The organism is Streptomyces regalis (genome assembly GCF_001509475.1).
In the GTDB taxonomy this organism is placed as follows: domain Bacteria; phylum Actinomycetota; class Actinomycetes; order Streptomycetales; family Streptomycetaceae; genus Streptomyces; species Streptomyces regalis.
This window is the reverse complement of sequence record NZ_LLZG01000001.1, coordinates 42,946-60,926: the sequence shown is the minus strand read 5'-3', so window position 1 is coordinate 60,926 and position 17,981 is coordinate 42,946. Positions and strand designations below refer to the sequence as shown.

Annotated in this window: 11 protein-coding genes; 7 read left to right on the top strand and 4 right to left on the bottom strand. The window is 70.8% G+C overall.

The window, feature by feature from the left end; all coding sequences use genetic code 11:
* Positions 1 to 34: 34 nt before the first annotated feature.
* From ADL12_RS00235 to ADL12_RS00215, 5 genes are all read left to right on the top strand, one after another.
* Entirely contained in the window at positions 35 to 2,284 is a 2,250-nt protein-coding gene (locus ADL12_RS00235) for a coiled-coil domain-containing protein (protein ID WP_062697114.1), read from the top strand.
* Positions 2,285 to 2,462: 178 nt separating this feature from the next.
* Positions 2,463 to 2,762 (top strand): hypothetical protein, encoded by a 300-nt coding sequence (locus ADL12_RS00230; protein WP_062697112.1) that lies wholly within the window; start codon positions 2,463 to 2,465, stop codon positions 2,760 to 2,762.
* Between the two features lie 275 nt (positions 2,763 to 3,037).
* A complete protein-coding gene (locus tag ADL12_RS00225; protein ID WP_062697111.1) occupies positions 3,038 to 3,607 on the top strand; it encodes a sigma-70 family RNA polymerase sigma factor in 570 nt (189 codons plus the stop codon).
* Positions 3,604 to 4,881 (top strand): hypothetical protein, encoded by a 1,278-nt coding sequence (locus ADL12_RS00220; RefSeq protein ID WP_062697109.1) that lies wholly within the window; start codon positions 3,604 to 3,606, stop codon positions 4,879 to 4,881. Before ADL12_RS00225 ends, ADL12_RS00220 begins: the two co-directional genes overlap by 4 nt.
* Positions 4,882 to 4,946: 65 nt before the next feature.
* A complete protein-coding gene (locus ADL12_RS00215) occupies positions 4,947 to 9,524 on the top strand; it encodes an FtsK/SpoIIIE domain-containing protein (protein WP_062697106.1) in 4,578 nt (1,525 codons plus the stop codon).
* On the opposite strand, the gene ADL12_RS00210 is transcribed toward ADL12_RS00215, so the two are convergent.
* On the bottom strand, positions 9,490 to 11,454 hold the full coding sequence (locus ADL12_RS00210; protein WP_079051771.1) for a collagenase: 1,965 nt from the start codon (positions 11,452 to 11,454) through the stop codon (positions 9,490 to 9,492). The genes ADL12_RS00215 and ADL12_RS00210 overlap by 35 nt on opposite strands.
* Before the next feature lie 148 nt (positions 11,455 to 11,602).
* On the bottom strand, positions 11,603 to 12,562 hold the full coding sequence (locus ADL12_RS00205) for a LysR family transcriptional regulator (protein ID WP_062697103.1): 960 nt from the start codon (positions 12,560 to 12,562) through the stop codon (positions 11,603 to 11,605).
* A gap of 162 nt (positions 12,563 to 12,724) precedes the next feature.
* On the opposite strand from ADL12_RS00205, the gene ADL12_RS00200 reads away from it, so the two are divergent.
* Complete coding sequence (locus ADL12_RS00200) at positions 12,725 to 14,179, top strand: glyceraldehyde-3-phosphate dehydrogenase (protein WP_062697101.1); 1,455 nt, start codon at positions 12,725 to 12,727, stop codon at positions 14,177 to 14,179.
* 105 nt (positions 14,180 to 14,284) lie between these two features.
* On the opposite strand, the gene ADL12_RS00195 is transcribed toward ADL12_RS00200, so the two are convergent.
* Positions 14,285 to 15,928 (bottom strand): thiamine pyrophosphate-binding protein, encoded by a 1,644-nt coding sequence (locus ADL12_RS00195; protein ID WP_062697099.1) that lies wholly within the window; start codon positions 15,926 to 15,928, stop codon positions 14,285 to 14,287.
* Positions 15,925 to 16,710, bottom strand: coding sequence for a cyclase family protein (locus ADL12_RS00190; RefSeq protein WP_062697097.1), 786 nt, complete (start codon positions 16,708 to 16,710; stop codon positions 15,925 to 15,927). The genes ADL12_RS00195 and ADL12_RS00190 overlap by 4 nt, the downstream gene beginning before the upstream one ends.
* Positions 16,711 to 16,841: 131 nt before the next feature.
* On the opposite strand from ADL12_RS00190, the gene ADL12_RS00185 reads away from it, so the two are divergent.
* A complete protein-coding gene (locus ADL12_RS00185; protein WP_062697095.1) occupies positions 16,842 to 17,948 on the top strand; it encodes a GDSL-type esterase/lipase family protein in 1,107 nt (368 codons plus the stop codon).
* Positions 17,949 to 17,981 lie beyond the last annotated feature (33 nt).

The following is a 17,981-nucleotide window of genomic DNA, read 5'->3' as shown; positions in this document are numbered from 1 at the left end:
TCGACCCTCGCACCGGAAGAAAGGACGGAAAGACGTGGCCCGCATTTCGGTCGACTACGATCTGATGTACGTCCTCGCCCGCCAGATCTGGCATCTCCGCGATGAATTGAACGTCTCCTCGCAGACGGACCGCAATTTCGCCGCCGGTGACATCGGGCCTCGCCGGGACACGGCCGAGGAACTGACGAACTTCTACGACGCCTGGCAGAAGTCGTTCCGCGAGGCCTGGCAGGTCATGACCGACCTCGGCAACCTCCTCGACGAGATCGGCAAGGCGTTCTACGACTCCGACGCGTCGACCGCGGTCAACGCCGCGGCGATGGCGGCGTCCTACCAGCGGCAGAACATCAAGGCGGAGAACGACGCCTACAAGCAGCGGCAGGACGCCATGTACAAACGGGCCGAGGCCGCGAACCTGGAGCGGCGGCACAAACCCGGGCAGCTCTACCTGGAGCGGCAGCAGCAGGAGTTGGAGAAGAAACGGGCGGCTCTGCAGAAGGAGCAGGACGCCCAGGGGAAGCGCCAGGCGGACCTCAACAAGCAGCAGGAGGAGCTCCAGAAGCAGCAGGAGCCGCTGCGGCAACGCCAGGATGAACTCGCCCGGCGTCAACAGGAGCTGTGGCAGCGGCAGAAGGCCGAGCGGGAGGAGCAGGAAGCGGCCTTCGCGGCGAAGCAGGATGCCCTGAACAAGGAATCCGAGGCCCTGCAGAAGGATCAAGAGCCCCTGCGGCAGCGCCAGGACGAACTGCAGCGCAGGCAGCAGGAGTTGCGGAAGGAGGAGTCGGACCAGCGCCATGCGCAGGAGGCTCTCTACCTGGCGCAGCAGGCGGCCCTGCAGCAGCAACAGGACACCTACGACGCCAAGAGCAACGCCCTGACCGCGAAGCAGGAGGCGCTCTGGAAGGAACGGGACGCCCTGCTGCGCAAGAAGGGCGTCACACAGGGCGAACTCGACGCCTGGCAGAAGAGGCAGGACGCCCTGTGGGCCGAACAGGACGCGCTGTGGAAGCGGGAGGGCGAGCCCCTCCAGAAGAAATGGGACGACCTGGAGAAGCTGCAGGCCGACCAGGAGAAGGCGCTCGAACCCCTTCAGACGCGGCAGGAGGCGCTGAACAAGGAGCTGGCGGCGCTCGCCAAGGAGCAGGAACCTTTCGGCGAGCGGGCCGAGGAGCTGCAGCGCAAGCAGCAGGACCTCTGGAAGGAACAGGACGCCGAGCGCAAGACGCTGGAAGGCGAGCAGCAGAAGGACCAGAGCGACCTGAACCGGGAGCAGGACGCCCTGCGGAAGGAACAGGACGCCTTCACTCCCGAATGGGACAAGCTGGACAAAGAGCAGCAGGACCTGTGGAAGGACCAGGCCGCGACCGAAGAGGCGCAGAAGCAGCTCGACAAGGACGAGGAACCGCTGCGGCAGCGGGCCGAGGAGATGCAGAAGGACTACGCCGCGGAGCAGGAAGAGCTGGCGAAGAAACCGGCCTGGACCCCGGAGAGCGGCAAACCCAACCCGCTGCACATGAACCGCGAACTCGGCGGGGACGGCCCGTCGGAGACCCCACCGCCCCCCGTACCCACCACCTACGAGCGGGACGACGAGAACGGTCACACGAAGGTCGAGTACAAGCTGGACGCCGACGGTCAGATCGAGGTCGACAAGAACGGCAACCCGGTCGAGACGACGACCACGATCACCAACAAGAACGGGCTGACGTACACCGAGACATACCGATCACTTCCCCGCGAGGGCGACTCCGTGACGACCACCCAGCGCTCCGACGGCACCGTCACCAAGGTGTACATGGACGCGAATCCCGAAGAGTACGGCCCAGGGGAATCGATGCGCTACGTCACCGACGACAAGGGCGCCGCGCTCCAGACGTGGCGCAAGACGCCGGACGGCGAATGGACCCTGACCTGGGACAGGGACAGTGACCCCGCAGGCGAGGAGAACGCCGCGAACGGCGTGGGCAGGCCGCCCGCATACCTGACGGTCGAGAAGCCGCTCGTCGACGGCGCAGGCCGCCCGGCCGACGACTCCTTCTCCCCGCCGATGGCCATCGAGCTGCCGGACGGCAACACCCGGACGGACTACATGCGCCTCGATGGCTCCGAGCTCAGAGTCGTCACGACGGACACCACACGCTACGTCGCCGACGCGAACAACGAGATCCAAGAGGTCTGGTACAAGAACCGGAACGGGACCTGGTACCTGAAGGAATCCAGCACCCAGCACACCCGCTACGGCGACGAACCCCCGCTCGGGACGCTCGGAGAGAACTGGCGGTGACCGTCCCGCGGACGGACGCGCATCCCATCCCCCGGCTTCCTCTCCCATGACTCCCTGCGGGCGCCCTCCCCCCGGCGCCCGCAGGGTCCCAAGGGCCCGCATCCGCGGGCCCGGCAGTTCCACCACCCAGGTGCACGGCCGGTCGCGACCGGGCGCACCGCAAAGGAAAGAGACCACGATGGCCAAGACCCACGTCGACGAAGAGGCGGTCAACGCCGCGGCCGCCAAGCTCAACAACGCCGTCAGCTCCACGCTGGTCCCCCAGCTGTCGGACCTCCAGCGTGAGGTCGAGGCGCTGCTCGGCGACGGCCTGATGCTGGCGCAGACCAGCCCGAAGCTGCGCGAGTCCTACGCGAACTTCAACACGTCGGTGACCCAGGCGGTGAACAACATCACCGAGTTCTCCAAGCAGTTCCAGCAGATCGCTCAGTCCGTGAGGGACCTCGACGGGCAGATCGCCGGCGGTATCCCCGCCTGATGCCCAACAAGTGAGATGAACCAGGGCGAACGGGACACAATCCCCGTTCGCCCTGGTCGGGTTTTCATGCCGAACCTCACGTTCACCTCAAAGACGCTTGAAAGTCCCGCCGACACTCATAGACTCACCGCCCAACAGGAACCACCAGTTCCGCTCGTGGATGCGGTGGTCACCTGGGCACCCGCGTTCCAACTGCTCAGCTACGCGCCGCGTCCGCGCGGCGTCCCGACCTGACCGGCCCACGACACAGGCGCCGGTTCCGGGGGAGGCAACACATGAGAACGTCCACCACCTGCCACGCTGCCGGGAGCTCCCACAGACCCGGTGGGAGCGCTCCCGCCTGCGAAGGCTCCTTCCGCGAGCTCTACGAACAGCACCACGGGCCGCTCCTGCGCTACGTCTCCCGCCTGCTGCGCGGCGACCGGCAGCGCGCCGAGGACTTCGTCCAGGAGACCCTGCTGCGCGCCTGGCTGAGCAGCGCGGACCAGCCGCCGGACTGGTCGCCCTCGCGGGCCTGGCTGTTCCGGGTGGCACACAACCTGGTGGTGGACTGGACGCGACGCGAGCAGGCCCGCCCGGAGTACCACCAGGAGCTGCTGGAGTCGCACGCCGAGCCCGTCGACCCGATCGGCCAGGCGGTGCACCGCCGCTTCCTCGTGCACGCCCTCTCCCGCCTCTCCCTGCCCCACCGCGAGGTGCTCTTCTACGTCTACATGCTGGGCTGGACCGGCCCGGACGCCGCGGACGCCCTTTCCATACCGCCGGGCACGGTCAAGTCCCGCGCACATCACGCGATACGGGAGCTGCGCCGACGCCACCCCGAGGACGCGGTGGTGGCCGCATGACGGCGGCAGTCCCGGCGCAGGGCCACCTGATCTCGCTGGCCAAGCCCGACTCGTCGCTGATGACGACGCTGCTGGTCGCCGTCGCCGTACTCCTGCTGCTGTTCCTGCTGCTGCGGCACGTCGTCCGTAAGCGCGGCGGCTGGCGGCGGTTCCGGCGGGGTGTCGCCCGAGAACTCACCCTGACCAGGCGGGCGTTCGGCGAGCCACTGCGTGCCTTCCGGCGCCACCGTCGTGGGGTGCGGGCGCTGGCCCGCCACCTGTGCGACCCCCGGTCCGGCCTGCTCGTGCGGCGGCTGCTGGACGCGGCCGGAGCGGCGCTCGGCGATGTGCCCGGGGCCTTCGCCTACGGGCTGCGGACGGAGCCCGGTCGGGCCGCCGTCCAGATCGCCGCCCGCCGGCTGCCCGCCCCGCCCGCCCCTTGGGAGGTCGCCGACGGCATCGGCCCGCAGTCCTGGTGCCTGAGCCTGGACGACGAGGAGTCGCTGCCGGACGCCGCACCCCGCGCGGGCGCCCGGGTGCGGCCATTGCCGGTCGCCGTCGGCATGGCGGACGACAGTTGCGTCCACCTCGACCTGGCCGCCGGGCCACGGATGATCACCGTCGAGGGAGATACGGTCACGCGGACCCGGCTGCTCCAGGCGCTGGCCGCGCAACTGGACCGACCGGGCAGCGGAGCCTCGGTCACCGTGACGGACGGCGTCCACCCGCACTACCACGGGGAACCGCTCGACAGCGTGCTGCGCCGGCTGGAAGGCACGCCCGCCGCGACGGAGGAGGAAGAAGCGGTCACTGCCGCCACCACCGTCGTGGTCTGCGCCTCCCCCACCCGGGAACAGGCCCGGCGGCTGAGCGCACTCGCCGCCACCGGCACCGTCGTCTGTCTCACCGACGGCCCGGCGGCCGGGCACAGCTGGGCCCTGCGCGTCGACGGCCGCGGCCGGGTCACCGCCCCGGAACTCGACCTGTACGCCGACTCGGCCCCGCTCAGCCGGGCCGTAGCCGCGGCCGTCCGGGCCGATCGGCGCCGTGCGCGCCGCGCACCGGAGCGGCAGCGGCCGGTCGAGCGGGCCGTCGAGCCGCGTACGGAACAGGAGTGGCGGGCGCCCGAACCGGCCGGGCAGTCCGAGCCGTCTGCTCTCTCCGAGCTGTCCGAGTTCGTCGAGGAGCCCAAGCCCCTGGCCCCGGCCCGGACCGTCGCAGGTGCCGACCTCCTGTCCGAACCGGCCTCGGCACGGTCCCACCCCGCCGAGGCGTCGTCCACCGGCGGGGAGTAGCCCGCCGCCGCACACCGGCACCGCAAGTCCTTGCTCGCCCTACGAACCACCCCAAAAGGGGAGACATGAAACTCCTCATCACCACCGTTGCCGACGGCGACCCCACGAGCCGTCAGGACATCGTGCTGAGCGCCGACGCCGCCACCCCCGTGGGGGACATCGCCGAACACCTGGCCCGGCTGCGCACCGACGACCCAGCCCCCGCCACGGGCAACGTGCCCGTGTGCTACGTCGGCGACGAACCGCTGTCCCCCGGCGCCCCGTTGGCCGGCACACCGGTCATGGACGGCAGCCTCGTCGGGCTCGGCGCGCCCGTCCCGCGGGGCGGCGCGGAGTACGGCCCGCAGCGGTCCGCCATGCCGCAGCCGCAGCAGGTGGACCACTCGCCGGTCGTGGAACTGCAGGTGGTGGGAGGACCCGATGCGGGGCGGGTGTACGCGCTCGGCCTCGGCACGCACGGCATCGGCCCGGTGGAGGGTTCCGCAGTGCCGCTTCAGGGTCGTGGACTTCCGTCCGACGGCATACGGATCTCCGTTCGCCCGGACGGTTCCGCCCTCGTCGAACTGCCGGAGGACGGCGCCGCCGGCCTGTCCGTACCGGAGCCGCCTGAGCACCGAGGCAAGCCCAACGTGCCGCTGCTCCCCCTCGCGGACCAGGACGAGGAGGACGAGCCGGCCGAGCAGGTCACCGATGCGGCCGCCCTCCCCGACGGCTGGGAACTCTGGCCGCTCGGCGGCGAGCTCGCCCTCGGCGAGTATCTGCTGCGGCTGTCCGAACCGACGCAGCGGGACGCCGCCGTGGTGCCCTCCGAGGGCGGTGGCGGACTGGACTACAACCGGCCGCCGCGCATCCTGCCGCACCTCGAACCCGAGCGCTTCCGCCTCCCCGGACCGCCCGAGCCGCCCGGTCGCAGGCCCATCCCGTTCCTGGTGGCGTTCGCCCCCATGATCATGGGCCTCGGCATGGTGCTCATCTGGCATTCGTACTACTACTTGCTCTTCATGTTCCTGTCGCCGCTGCTGATGGCGGCGAACCACGTCAGCGGGCGGCGCACGGCCCGCAAGGACTTCGAGGAGAAGTCCCGCACGTATCGGCTGCGCCGTGCCTCGCTGGAGGAGGACGTCCGGCAGAAGGTCGTCACCGAGCAGCGGCTGCGCACCGAGAGCGCGCCCGACCCGGCGCTGGCCGGCCTGTGGGGCGTCGGCCCCGGCCGCCGGCTGTGGGAGCGCCGCCGCGGCGACCCCGACCACCTGGCTCTCCGGCTGGGCACCGCGAGCCAGCCGTCCCTGCTCGGCATCGACGATGCGGCGCGCGAGGACAACCACACGTCCGTGCACTGGACCATCCCGGACGCGCCCGTCAGCGTCGACCTCGAACACTGCGGAGTGGTGGGCCTGGCCGGTGAGACGGGCCCGGTGCAGGCGCTGGCCCGCTGGCTGACCGCGCAGGCCGCCGTCCTGCACACGCCGCGCGACCTGCGGATCGTCGTCCTCACCGACAAGGCGTCCGAGGAGTCCTGGGACTGGGCCCGCTGGCTGCCGCACTCCCGGGACGGCCTGCCCGGATCCCGCGGCGGCGCCGTCACCCTCATCGGCAACGACCCGGAGACGGTGGCCAACCGCGTCGCCGAGCTGGTCTCCACCCTGCGCACCCGACAGCGGGCCGCCGAGTCGACGATGAGCAAGGCGCTGCTCAGCGAACCGGACGTGCTGGTCGTGATGGACGGCGCCCGCCGGCTCCGCGACGTGCCCGGCGTGGTCTCCATCCTCAAGGAAGGCCCGGCCGTACGGATCTTCCCGCTCTGTCTGGACCACGAGGAGCGGCTCCTGCCCGAGGAGTGCACCGCGGTGGTCCGGTACGAGAACCACCGGCTCACCCTGCGCCGCACCGGCCTGCCCGCCATCCCGGACATCCGCCCGGACCTGGTCGAACCGGCCTGGTGCGAGCGCCTGGCACGGGGCATCGCCCCCATCCACGACGTCACCCCGGACGCCTCGGAGGGCCTGCCCGACCGGGTCGGCCTGCTCGACCTGCTGGGTTTGCCGGAACCGAGCGGTGAGGCCGTCTCGGCACGCTGGGACCGGCGGCCGGGCTCCACCGAGGTGCTGCTCGGCGCGGGCTACGACGGTCCGGCCGCCTTCGACCTGGTGAAGGACGGACCGCACGGCCTCGTCGCAGGCACCACCGGGTCCGGCAAGTCGGAACTGCTGCAGACCCTGGTGGCCTCCCTCGCCGTGGTCAACCGGCCCGACGAGCTGACCTTCGTGCTGGTCGACTACAAGGGCGGCAGCGCCTTCAAGGACTGTGTCCGGCTGCCGCACACCCTCGGCATGGTCACCGACCTCGACAGCCACCTCGTCCAGCGGGCGCTGACCTCGCTGTCGGCCGAACTGGTGCGCCGTGAGCACATCCTGGCGGCCGCCGGGGCCAAGGACCTGCCCGAGTACCAGAACATGCGCCGCCGGGACCCCGAGCTGGAACCGGTGCCCCGGCTGGTCATCGTCATCGACGAGTTCGCCACGCTCTACCGGGAGATCCCGGACTTCATCCCGGGTCTGGTGAGCATCGCCCAGCGCGGCCGGTCCCTCGGCATCCATCTGATCCTGGCCACCCAGCGTCCGGCCGGTGTGGTCAACGCCGACATCCGCGCCAACACCAACCTGCGGATCGCCCTGCGCGTCACCGACGCCACCGAGAGCCAGGACGTCATCGACACCAAGGACGCCGTCAGCATCTCGCCGAACACCCCGGGCCGGGCCCTGGCCCGCCTCGGCCACGGCACGGTCGTACCGTTCCAGACCGCGTACTCCGGAGCGACCCGCCCCGGAGCGACGCCGGTGCGTCAGCCGCAGCGCGCGACCGAGGCGGGGGCTCCCCGGATCTGGGGTACCGAACTGCCGTGGCAGCGACTCGGCCGCGCCGTCGGCATACCGAGCGCCGAAGCCGAGCCCGGCGCTCCCGCCATGGACGACGACTCCCCCACCGACCTCAACGCACTGGTGGACGCGGTGCGCGAGGCGGCGGAGATCACCGGCTGCGCCCCGCAGTCCAGCCCCTGGCTGCCCCCGCTCGGCCACTGCGTGCTGATCGACGATCTGCCGCAGCCCGAGCAGACCGGCGACGCCCGCCTGGTCCCGGTGCCCTGGGCCCTGTCGGACGTGCCCGGCGCACAGGCGCAGGAGCCGGTGCGGCTGGACCTCGCCACCTTCGGCCATCTGTACGTCATCGGCATCCCGCGCTCCGGACGGTCGCAGGTGCTGCGGACCATGGCCGGAGCGCTGGCCCGCGCCCATTCCGCCGCGGACGTGCATCTGTACGGCATCGACTTCGCGGGCGGTGCGCTGTCCGCACTGGGCGTGCTGCCGCACTGCGGCGCCGTCGTACCGCGCGGCGACCACGAACGGCTGGAACGACTGCTCACCCGGCTCGACGCCGAACTGCACCGCCGTCAGGAGCAGCTGACTCACCATCACGCGGCGAATCTCACGGAACTCCGCGAGATCGTGCCCGCGGGCGAGCGTCCGGCGCACGTCCTGCTGCTCGTGGACGGCTGGGACGCGCTCGTGGACCTCATCGCGGAGCACAACGGCGGCCGGCAGATGGACCAGTTGAACCGCCTGCTCAGGGAAGGCGCCGCCGCGGGTCTGCACGTCGTCGCCACCTCCGAGCGCGCGCTGCTGGCCGGGCGGGCCACCGCGCTCAACGACAACAAGCTGCTCCTGCGGCTGAACGACCGCACCGACTACCACGTCGTCGGCAAGCGCTCCCGCGACCTGCCCGACGTGATCAGACCCGGACAGGGCTGGACCTCCGACAGCACCGAGATCCAGGTGGCGTTGCTCGCACCCGGGGCGACCGGTCAGGAACAGGCGGAGGCGCTGCGCGCCATCGGCACTGAGGCGACCCGCCGCGACGCCGGACTGCCCGCCGCCCGGCGGCCCGTGCGGATCGGCACTCTGCCGGCGAACGTGGAGTTCACGGCGGCGTACGAGAAGGTGCCCGAGGAACTGCGACGGCCCCTGTGGGGTCTGCTGGGGCTGGGGGGCGACGATGTCGCACCGGTCGGGGTGGACTTCGCGGGCTCCTCGCCGACGTTCGTGGTCGCCGGGCCGCCCGGCTCCGGCCGCAGCACCACGCTGGCGAGCCTCGCGGTCTCCCTGCTCGCCTCCGGCACCCGGCTCGTCGTGCTCACACCCCGGGAGTCGCCGCTGCGCGCCCTGAACGGTCATCCGGGTGTACGGCTGCTCACCTCGCAGTCCCCCACGGCACAGGAGCTCGCCGCCGCTCTGGGCAGCGGCGACGAGCCCCGGGTGGTCCTTGTCGACGACGCCGATCTGCTGATCCTGCCGGAGATCGACCAGGACCTGCGGGCCCTGGTCGAGTCCGGCCGGGACCGTGGCGTGGGCGTGGCCGCCGGTGTCACCGGGGAGACGATGGCGGGTGCCATGGGCTGGCTCAGTGCCCTGAAGCGACACCGCCGGGGCGTACTCCTCGACCCCCAGAATGTGATGGAGGGCGACATCCTGGGCGTCCGGCTCACCCACGCTCATCTGCGCAACCGCAGACCGGGCCGGGGCCTGACCGTCGACCGGCGCTCCGGGGAGCTGATCAACGTGCAGATCCCCGAGACGACTCTCGAGTGACGGCCGGCGTCGTCGCGCAGGCGCCGGCCGCGCACTCCGTCAGCCACTGGTCGAAGTCGGCGTCGTAGCGGGTACCGATGTCGGTGTTGTACACGGCGTAGCCGCCCGCGTAGTCCCCGACGCGGAAGCGGGCCAGCATGCGCTGGATGTCGGCCGGGTGCTTCTCGAACATGTACCGGACCGCGAGGTAGCCCCACGGGTAGGTGCGGGTCACGTCGCTGTTGGCGTACGTGTTCTGGAACAGCGTGCTCAGCCGGTACGTGTGCCTGCCCGCCTCCGTGACGGCCTGGTCGTAGGTGATGCGGCGGTAGCCGTAGGAGACGTACTCGGCCACGCCCTCGATCCACCAGACGTCCGGCACCGACGTCTGCTGCCCGAAGTCGCCCTTCATGTTGTGGACGGCGTCGAGGTAGTGCGTGTACTCGTGGTTGAGGTTCCAGATCCTGGCGGCGTGTCCGGTGTCCTGGCTCTTCTGGTACATGACCGCGAAGGGCTTGTTGGCGGGGTCCGTCGGGTCGTCGATCACCGTCATGCCGCCGTTGTCCGTGCTGATGCCGAAGATCGCTCCGGCGTAGGTCCGGTAGTCCTGGGCGCTGGCGAAGACGGCGAGGTCGAGGGTCGACAGGTACTGGCCCGGGATGGGTCCGTCGTCCTTGACGAGGTCGTGGACGTAGGCGTCCTGGCCCAGCACACTGGCGCACGCCGCCGCGAGCTCGGCCGAGGTGAGCGACTGGGCCCGAAGGGTGCGGGTGGCGTCACAGTCGTGGGTGATCGGCAGGGCCGCGCGCGTGAGTTGGCCGCTCAGATCGCAGACGCCGTAGTAGGAACAGTTGGCGCCGTCGTAGGAGTCGGCCTGTGTCGCCACGGCGACCCAGAGGCCGGCCGTGGGTCCGGTGATGCGGGACGAGTCCAGGAGGTGCTTGACCTGTGGGCGGACCGTGGGCCGCAGCGCCGGGTGTTCGACGTAACGGGCCAGGTTCATCCCCGCGTTGGAGGTCAGGTACGCACGGTCGGTGCCGAGCAGGTCCAGGTGGGCCAGCGCGAAGGTGCGCAGGGTCCCGGCGATGGACGGGTCGGCGGTGACCGCCCTGACGTAGTCGGGGTTCCAGTTGCCGCGCCAGAGCGGGGTGTACACGGAGTTGACGGCCGCCAGCATGCTGCGGATGCCGTCGTAGGAGCTGTCGTAGTCCTGCAACGTCCGCTGGTAGACCCCGAGATAGCGGGCCTGCTGGTCGGCGCTGTCGGTCAGGATGAAGACCTCGCCCAGCACGTCGCCGTTCGCGGCGCTGACGTCCCTGGAGTGGGGGCGGGCGAAGAAGGTGTCGAGGCCGCGTGTGGCGTTGCGGGCCAGGGATGTACCGTACGGGCCCACGTCGTCCGGGTTGTTGAACTGTACGTAGTAGCCGGCCCGTAGGAACAGCACGAGTTGCAGCACCCGCGACGAGTTGTCACCGGCGTAGGTCCGGGCCGTGCTCGTGAACGCCTGCGCGATGGTGACCATCTGGGACTCGCGGAAGACGGCGCGGGCATCTGAACCCCGCACGGCGAACAGGGTGTTGACGCACTCGGTGGTCGACGCCTTGACGAACGCGACGAGTGCGGCGCCGGTCCGTCCGCCGAAGTCGCCCGGGTTGCACGACTTCGGTTTACCGGCGCCCCTCGATGGCGGCGGATCCTGCGCGTGCGTCGGTGTGAGAGGCGGGAGTTGGGCCGGATTCAGAGCCTGTTTCTGTACGGCGGTCCGGTCGGCGGCATCGGTGACTGAGGCGGTCGGCGGTGGGGGCGTCCTGTGGGGTGCGGCCACGGAGGGCCTGGCGTCGGGATCGGCCGGGGGCGCGGCGAACACGGGCGTCGACAGGAGGCCGCAGAGCGTGGCGCAGACAGCGAGTGCGCCGAGCGTGCGTCTGGGCAGCTCTAAGCGGTAGCGCATCGGGATACCTCCAGGGAGTTGATGCGCCTCGACGGGGAGTGCTGAGGCGTGTGAGGCACTGTCCCAGCGCCCGCCTGCCCCAACAATGGCGTGTGACATAGCACATGGCACCGCTGAGCCATAACGCCCCGCGCCGCCACCGCAGCCGCTAGGCCCCGGGCACGCTCCAGGTGCGTGCGGCCCAGGTCCTCAAGTGCGGGGACTGCGCGGCGAGTTCGCGGTAGGCGACGGTGGCGGACTGGAACAGCGTCTCGGCGAGTTCTCCGGGGACCGTTTCCCGCCGCCAGGCCAGGACGTAGCGGCACCACAGCGGCGTACCGATCAGCGGTTTGACGACGACGTGCGGGATCGGCCGCAGCGTGGCCTGCACGAGGGACACACCCAGCCCGTCGGCGATCATTCCCTGCAACTGCAGCTGGTCGCCGAGGAATTCGTGCACCGTGGCCGGCGTGAAACCGGCCGCCGCACACGCGGCGTGGAAGACGCCGGGCCAGCCCGCCCCGTCGTCGGGCGTCACGAACCACGCCTCCTCGGCCAGGTCGGCGAGCGCGATCTGCGGGCGGTGCCGGAGCTGATGGCGGGACGGCAGGGCCACGAACGTCGGCTCGGTGACGATGCCGCGATGGACCACCGCGTCGGAGTGCTCCAGCTCCCTGCCGGGGTAGTCCGCGGCGATGGCCGCGTCCACCGTGCCGTCCTCCAGCAGTTCGACGATCCGCGAGGAGGCGTACACGCTGCTCACCGCGAGCGGGACCTCGGGCAGCCGGGCACGGACCCCGGAGACCATGCCGGCCAGCATCGGCGAGTTGGTCGCCGCCACGCGCAGGGTCCGACGTGCGGTCGCGGCCCCGGCGGCCGGACGGCGCCCGATCGCGGCGGCGCGGGTCAGGACGTCGCGGGCCTGAGCCACCACCTCGACGCCGTACCTGGTCGGCCGCACTCCCGTCGGCCCGCGTTCGAACAGCGGCTCACCGAAGTGCCGCTCGATCCGCCGGAGTTGGGTGCTGATCCCGGGCTGCGAGTACCCCAGCTCCGCGGCCGCCCGGCCCACGCTGCCCGCGTCGGCGATCGCACACAGCACCCGCAGATGCCGAAGTTCCAACTCCATACGGTCACTCCGCCCGTCGTACCCGCAAGGCCCCACCAACGGAGCGCTCTACGCAAACCACCCCAATAACGGGCATTACCACGTCCACAGACCCCCCTTTGAATGATCATCGCCACGAGTGGTTAGCATATGAGCGCTACCTAGCTCGAAAGATAGGCGCTCGTGACTGTCAACGACGACTCGTTCACCAACTGGAAGAACCGCGAGGAGATCGCGGAGTCGATGATCCCGATCATCGGGAAGCTGCACCGCGAGCGGGACGTCACCGTCCTGCTGCACAGCCGCTCCTTGGTGAACAAGTCGGTGGTCAGCATCCTGAAGACGCACCGGTTCGCCCGGCAGATCGCCGGCGAGGAGCTCTCGGTCACCGAGACCCTGCCCTTCCTCCAGGCGCTCGCCGCGCTCGACCTCGGTCCGTCCCAGATCGACATCGGCATGCTGGCCGCGACGTACAAGAGCGACGACCGCGGTCTGTCCGTGGAGGCGTTCACCGCCGAGGCCGTCGCCGGTGCCACCGGCGCCAACAAGATCGAGCGCGGCGAGGGCCGCGACGTCGTCCTCTACGGGTTCGGCCGCATCGGCCGCCTGGTCGCCCGCCTGCTCATCGAGAAGTCCGGCTCGGGCAACGGCCTGCGGCTGCGCGCCATCGTCGTCCGCGGCGGCGGAGGCCGAGCCGATGAGGACCTCGTCAAGCGCGCCTCGCTGCTGCGCCGTGACTCCATCCACGGCCAGTTCCAGGGCACGATCACCGTCGACGAGGCGAACAGCACGATCGTCGCCAACGGCAACGAGATCAAGGTGATCTACGCCAACGACCCGTCCGAGCTCGACTACACGGCGTACGGCATCAAGAACGCCATCCTCGTCGACAACACGGGCAAGTGGCGCGACCGCGAGGGCCTGTCCCAGCACCTGCGCCCCGGCATCGACAAGGTCGTCCTGACCGCGCCGGGCAAGGGCGACGTCCCCAACATCGTGCACGGCGTCAACCACGACACGATCAAGCCGGACGAGCAGATCCTGTCCTGCGCCTCCTGCACCACCAACGCCATAGTCCCCCCGCTGAAGGCGATGGACGACGAGTTCGGTGTGCTGCGCGGCCATGTGGAGACCGTCCACTCGTTCACCAACGACCAGAACCTGCTGGACAATTACCACAAGTCCGAGCGCCGCGGCCGCAGTGCGCCGCTGAACATGGTCATCACCGAGACCGGCGCCGCCTCTGCCGTCGCCAAGGCGCTGCCCGACCTCAAGGCGAGGATCACCGGCAGCTCGATCCGCGTCCCGGTGCCGGACGTCTCGATCGCGATCCTCAACCTCCAGCTCGCGCGTGAGACCGACCGCGAGGAGGTCCTCGACTACCTGCGCGACGTGTCGCTGACCTCGCCGCTGCGGCGCCAGATCGACTTCATCACCGCCCCCGACGCGGTCTCCAGCGACTTCATCGGCTCGCGTCACGCGTCGATCGTGGACGCCGGAGCCCTGAAGGTCGAGGGCGACAACGCGATCCTCTACCTCTGGTACGACAACGAGTTCGGCTACTCCTGCCAGGTCATCCGCGTCGTCCAGCACGTCTCGGGAGTCGAGTACCCGACTTACCCGGCACCGGCGGTCTGATCCGACCGACCGACCGATCGACCTGAACCGAACCGAACCGACCCGCCTGCCGACAGCGATTGCGGCAGGCGGGTCGGTGCGTTTCCGGCGGCCACGAACCGGCGCTCAGTGGCCGCGGAACGCCTCCTCCAGCCACCAGGACCCGCGATCGGCGGCCACCTTGGCGTCGACGAGCAACGGCGTGGATCGCGGCCCGGCGACCCAGTCCGCCACGGCCTTCAGGTCGGCCCGTGTCCGGACGGTCACCGCCTCGAAGCCGTAGCCCCGCCCGATAGCGGCGATGTCCGTCGGCGGGAAGCGGACGGTGTCGAGCGGGTGCCCCTCGGGACCGAAGTGGTGTACCTCGGCACCATAGGCCTCGTCGTCGTACACGACGACCACCATGGGCAGCCCGAGCCGACGGACGGTGTCCAGCTCCACGGCGCTCATCAGCGCGCCGCCGTCGCCGAGCGCGGCCACGGGCAGCCGGTCCCGCTGTGCCAGCGCCGCCCCGATCGTGGTCGCGAGCCCCAGGCCGATCGACTGGAAGGCCTGCGTGAAGCAGAAGCCCTTCTCGTCCGGCACCGACAGGTACGCGCTCGGGTACCCCATGAAGTTGCCGGAGTCCACGCCGAGCACCCGCTCCGCGGGGAGGATGTCGTCGAGCGCGGCGCTCAACGTCCGCGGGTCGATCCGCTCACGCGTGCTCGTATCCTCGTGCGGCACGTCACGCCGGCGCAGGCGTGCCGTGAGCGCCGCACCGACCTCCGGCGTCCGGTAGCCCTCCCGCTCTCCGCCGACGCTCGCCTCGACCACCTCGCGTGCGGTGAGTCGGACATCGCCCGTGACACCGAGGTGCACCGGCCGGTGCGCGCCGAGTGCCGACGGCTCGTCGTCGACCTGTACGACGGTCGCGTCGGCGCCGATGAGACGGCCGTGCCGCATCGTCCACATGTTGAGGGCACAGCCCCAGCCGACGATCAGATCCGCGCCCTGGATCAGCTCGGCGGCCAAGGGCGAGGCGAAGCCGCCGGAGATGCCCAGGGACCAGGGGTTGCCGTGGAAGAGCCCGTGGGCGACGGCCGAGGTCGCCAAGAGTGCGCCGTAGCGCTCGGCGAGCGCCTCCAGGGCCTCCCGGCTGCCGGGGCCCCGCGCGCCCCGGCCGGCCACGAAGACCGGCCGCCGGGACCGGCCGAGCAGGTCCGCCAAGGCCCTCACACCGTCCGCGTCCGGCTCGACCGCGGCCCGTTCCGGCGGGGGCGCGGCCTGCGCCAGAGCTCCGTCGGGCACATCCAGGGCCTGCACCGGCAGCGGAAGGTTGAGCAGGACAGTACGCCGCTCCTGCACCGCCAGCCGTACCGCCGCACACGCCTGCTCCACCGCGCTCTCCGCCGACGTGACCCGAACCGAGACCGCGCCCACCGCGTGCGCCAACGCCTCTTGGTCGACATGGAAGTTGGACCTGGGCTCGGTCACCTCGGCCGCGAGCACGACGAGCGGTGTACGGCTCTTCGCCGCCTCCGCGATGCCGGTCATCGCGTTCGTCAGGCCCGGTCCCTGATGCACGCTCACCACCGCGACGGTGCCGCTGGTCCGGGCGTACGCGTCGGCCATCGTCGCCGCGCCGCCCTCGTGGCGGGCGGCCACGAACCGCGCCCCCGCGGCGACCATCGCGTTCGTCACGTGGAAGTTGCCCGATCCGACCACCCCGAAGACCTGGCCGACCCCGGCCGCGCACAGCGCCCGGCCGACCGCTTCCGCGACGTTCATGGGCGCTCCACCAGGGCGAGGACTCGTGCGGGGGCCCCGGAGCCCGTGACGATGGGAAGCGGTCCCGCTATGACGACGGAGCCGGTCGGCGGCAGCGCGGCGAGGTTCCGCAACTGGGTCAGACCGTACTTGTCGCTGCCCATGAGAAAGGAGTGGCAGGGAAAAGCGGGGTCGAACGAGAACGCACGTCCCGCATCCGTGCCCACCGTCTCGACACCGAGGCCGATCACCGGCGCCTCCTCGGCGACCCAGCGGGCACACTCCGCCGACAGACCGGGGGTGTGCGGGCCGTTCTCGTCGGCGTTCAGGAAGGCCTCCTGGGAATGCGAGCGGGCATCCCAGCCGGTGCGCAGCAACAGCCAACCGCCTTCGGGCAAGGGGCCGTTGTCGGCTTCCCAAGCCTTGATGTGATCGACTTCGACGAGGAAGTCGGGATTCTTGGCAACCTCGCCGGTGAAGTCGAGCGCCGCCGCCGGTGCGATCAGCCTGCGTGCCGGCACCGAGGCCACGTCGGCGAGGTGCTTGCCGGTGACCCAGTGGTTCGGGGCGTCGAAGTGGGTGCCGGTGTGTTCGCCGCTGCGGAAGTTGTTCCAGTACCAGGCCGGGCCCCGGTCGTCGTACCTACTGATCTCCTCCAGCTCGAAGACGGCGGTCTGCCCGAACTCGGGCGGCAGTTGGATCACGGGGGTCGACGACGACAAGGGTGAGGTGAGGTCGACGACTTCGATGGATCCACCTCGCAGAGCGGACACCAGCGCGGCAAGGACGGACGGCTCGGGCATGGGCGCCTCCTCGGTCGGCACTGTCAACTGACAGCATCGCAGCCGTACTTCCCACCTCTTGACGCGTCAATGACAACAGTGGCTTCATGTCCCCATGGGAGCGCTCCCACCTACTCGGGGAAGGGAACACCATGCGCGACACCCGCCACTCACGCTTACGGCTCCTCCCGCTCCTCCCGCTCTTCGGCCTGTTGGCCGCCCTGCTCCTGCCCCTCGCAGTGGCCCTCGCACCGCCGGCCGCGGCCGCTCGGGCGGCGGAGCCCGTGCGCATCATGCCGCTGGGCGACTCCATCACCGGCTCGCCGGGCTGCTGGCGGGCGGTGCTGTGGAACCGGCTGCAGAGCACCGGATATACGGACATCGACTTCGTCGGCACCCTCGGCCCGCAGGGCTGCGGACAGCCGTACGACGGGGACAACGAGGGCCATGGCGGCGAGTTGGTCACCAACGTGGCCGACCAGAACCTGCTGCCGGCCCGACTGGCGGCCACCCTTCCGGACATCGTTGTCATGCACTTCGGTACGAACGACGTGTGGAGCGCCATCGCCCCCGACCGCATCCTCGCCTCCTACACCAAGCTGGTGGAGCAGATACGGGTCTCCAACCCGGACATGAGGATCCTGGTCGCGCAGATCATTCCGATGAACCCGAGCAGTTGCACGGGCTGCGCGCAACGCGTCGTCGACTTCAACGCACGGATCCCCGAGTGGGCCCGGACGACGAGCACCAGTCGCTCCCCGGTCACCGTGGTCGACCAGTGGACGGGCTTCGACACGGCCACCGACACCTACGACGGCGTGCACCCCAGCGCCTCCGGCGACGAGAAGATCGCCGCCCGCTGGTATCCGGCTCTGGCGGCGCTCCTCGACGCAGGCCCTGGGGATCCCGGCGACCCGGGTGATCCTGGTGACCCGTCCGCCTGCACCGCCTCCTTCCGTGCCGTGTCCGCCTGGCAGGGCGGCTACCAGGGCGAAGTGACAGTGGCCAACGCGTCCGCCTCGGCCGTCTCCGGCTGGACCGCGACGGTCGTGCCGGCGCCCGGCGCCCGCCTCACCCAGGTCTGGAACGGCACCCTCGACCCAGCGTCGGACGACACAGCCACCGTCTCCAACGCGGCCTGGAACGGCGCCCTCCCGCCCGGTGCGAGCGCCACCTTCGGCTTCATCGCCAGCACCCCGGCAACGGCCGGCGCTCCGTCGGCGACTGTCACGTGCACGGCGCGCGCCGCGTCATCCTGACGCACCGTCACCCCATCCCACCTTTCGGAGCCG

Coding starts and splice junctions, on each gene's coding strand:
- ADL12_RS00230 (WP_062697112.1), top strand. CDS start 2,463: ATGGCCAAGACCCACGTCGACGAAGAGGCGGTCAACGCCGCGGCCGCC.
- ADL12_RS00225 (WP_062697111.1), top strand. CDS start 3,038: ATGAGAACGTCCACCACCTGCCACGCTGCCGGGAGCTCCCACAGACCC.
- ADL12_RS00220 (WP_062697109.1), top strand. CDS start 3,604: ATGACGGCGGCAGTCCCGGCGCAGGGCCACCTGATCTCGCTGGCCAAG.
- ADL12_RS00215 (WP_062697106.1), top strand. CDS start 4,947: ATGAAACTCCTCATCACCACCGTTGCCGACGGCGACCCCACGAGCCGT.
- ADL12_RS00210 (WP_079051771.1), bottom strand. CDS start 11,454: ATGCGCTACCGCTTAGAGCTGCCCAGACGCACGCTCGGCGCACTCGCT.
- ADL12_RS00205 (WP_062697103.1), bottom strand. CDS start 12,562: ATGGAGTTGGAACTTCGGCATCTGCGGGTGCTGTGTGCGATCGCCGAC.
- ADL12_RS00195 (WP_062697099.1), bottom strand. CDS start 15,928: ATGAACGTCGCGGAAGCGGTCGGCCGGGCGCTGTGCGCGGCCGGGGTC.
- ADL12_RS00190 (WP_062697097.1), bottom strand. CDS start 16,710: ATGCCCGAGCCGTCCGTCCTTGCCGCGCTGGTGTCCGCTCTGCGAGGT.
- ADL12_RS00185 (WP_062697095.1), top strand. CDS start 16,842: ATGCGCGACACCCGCCACTCACGCTTACGGCTCCTCCCGCTCCTCCCG.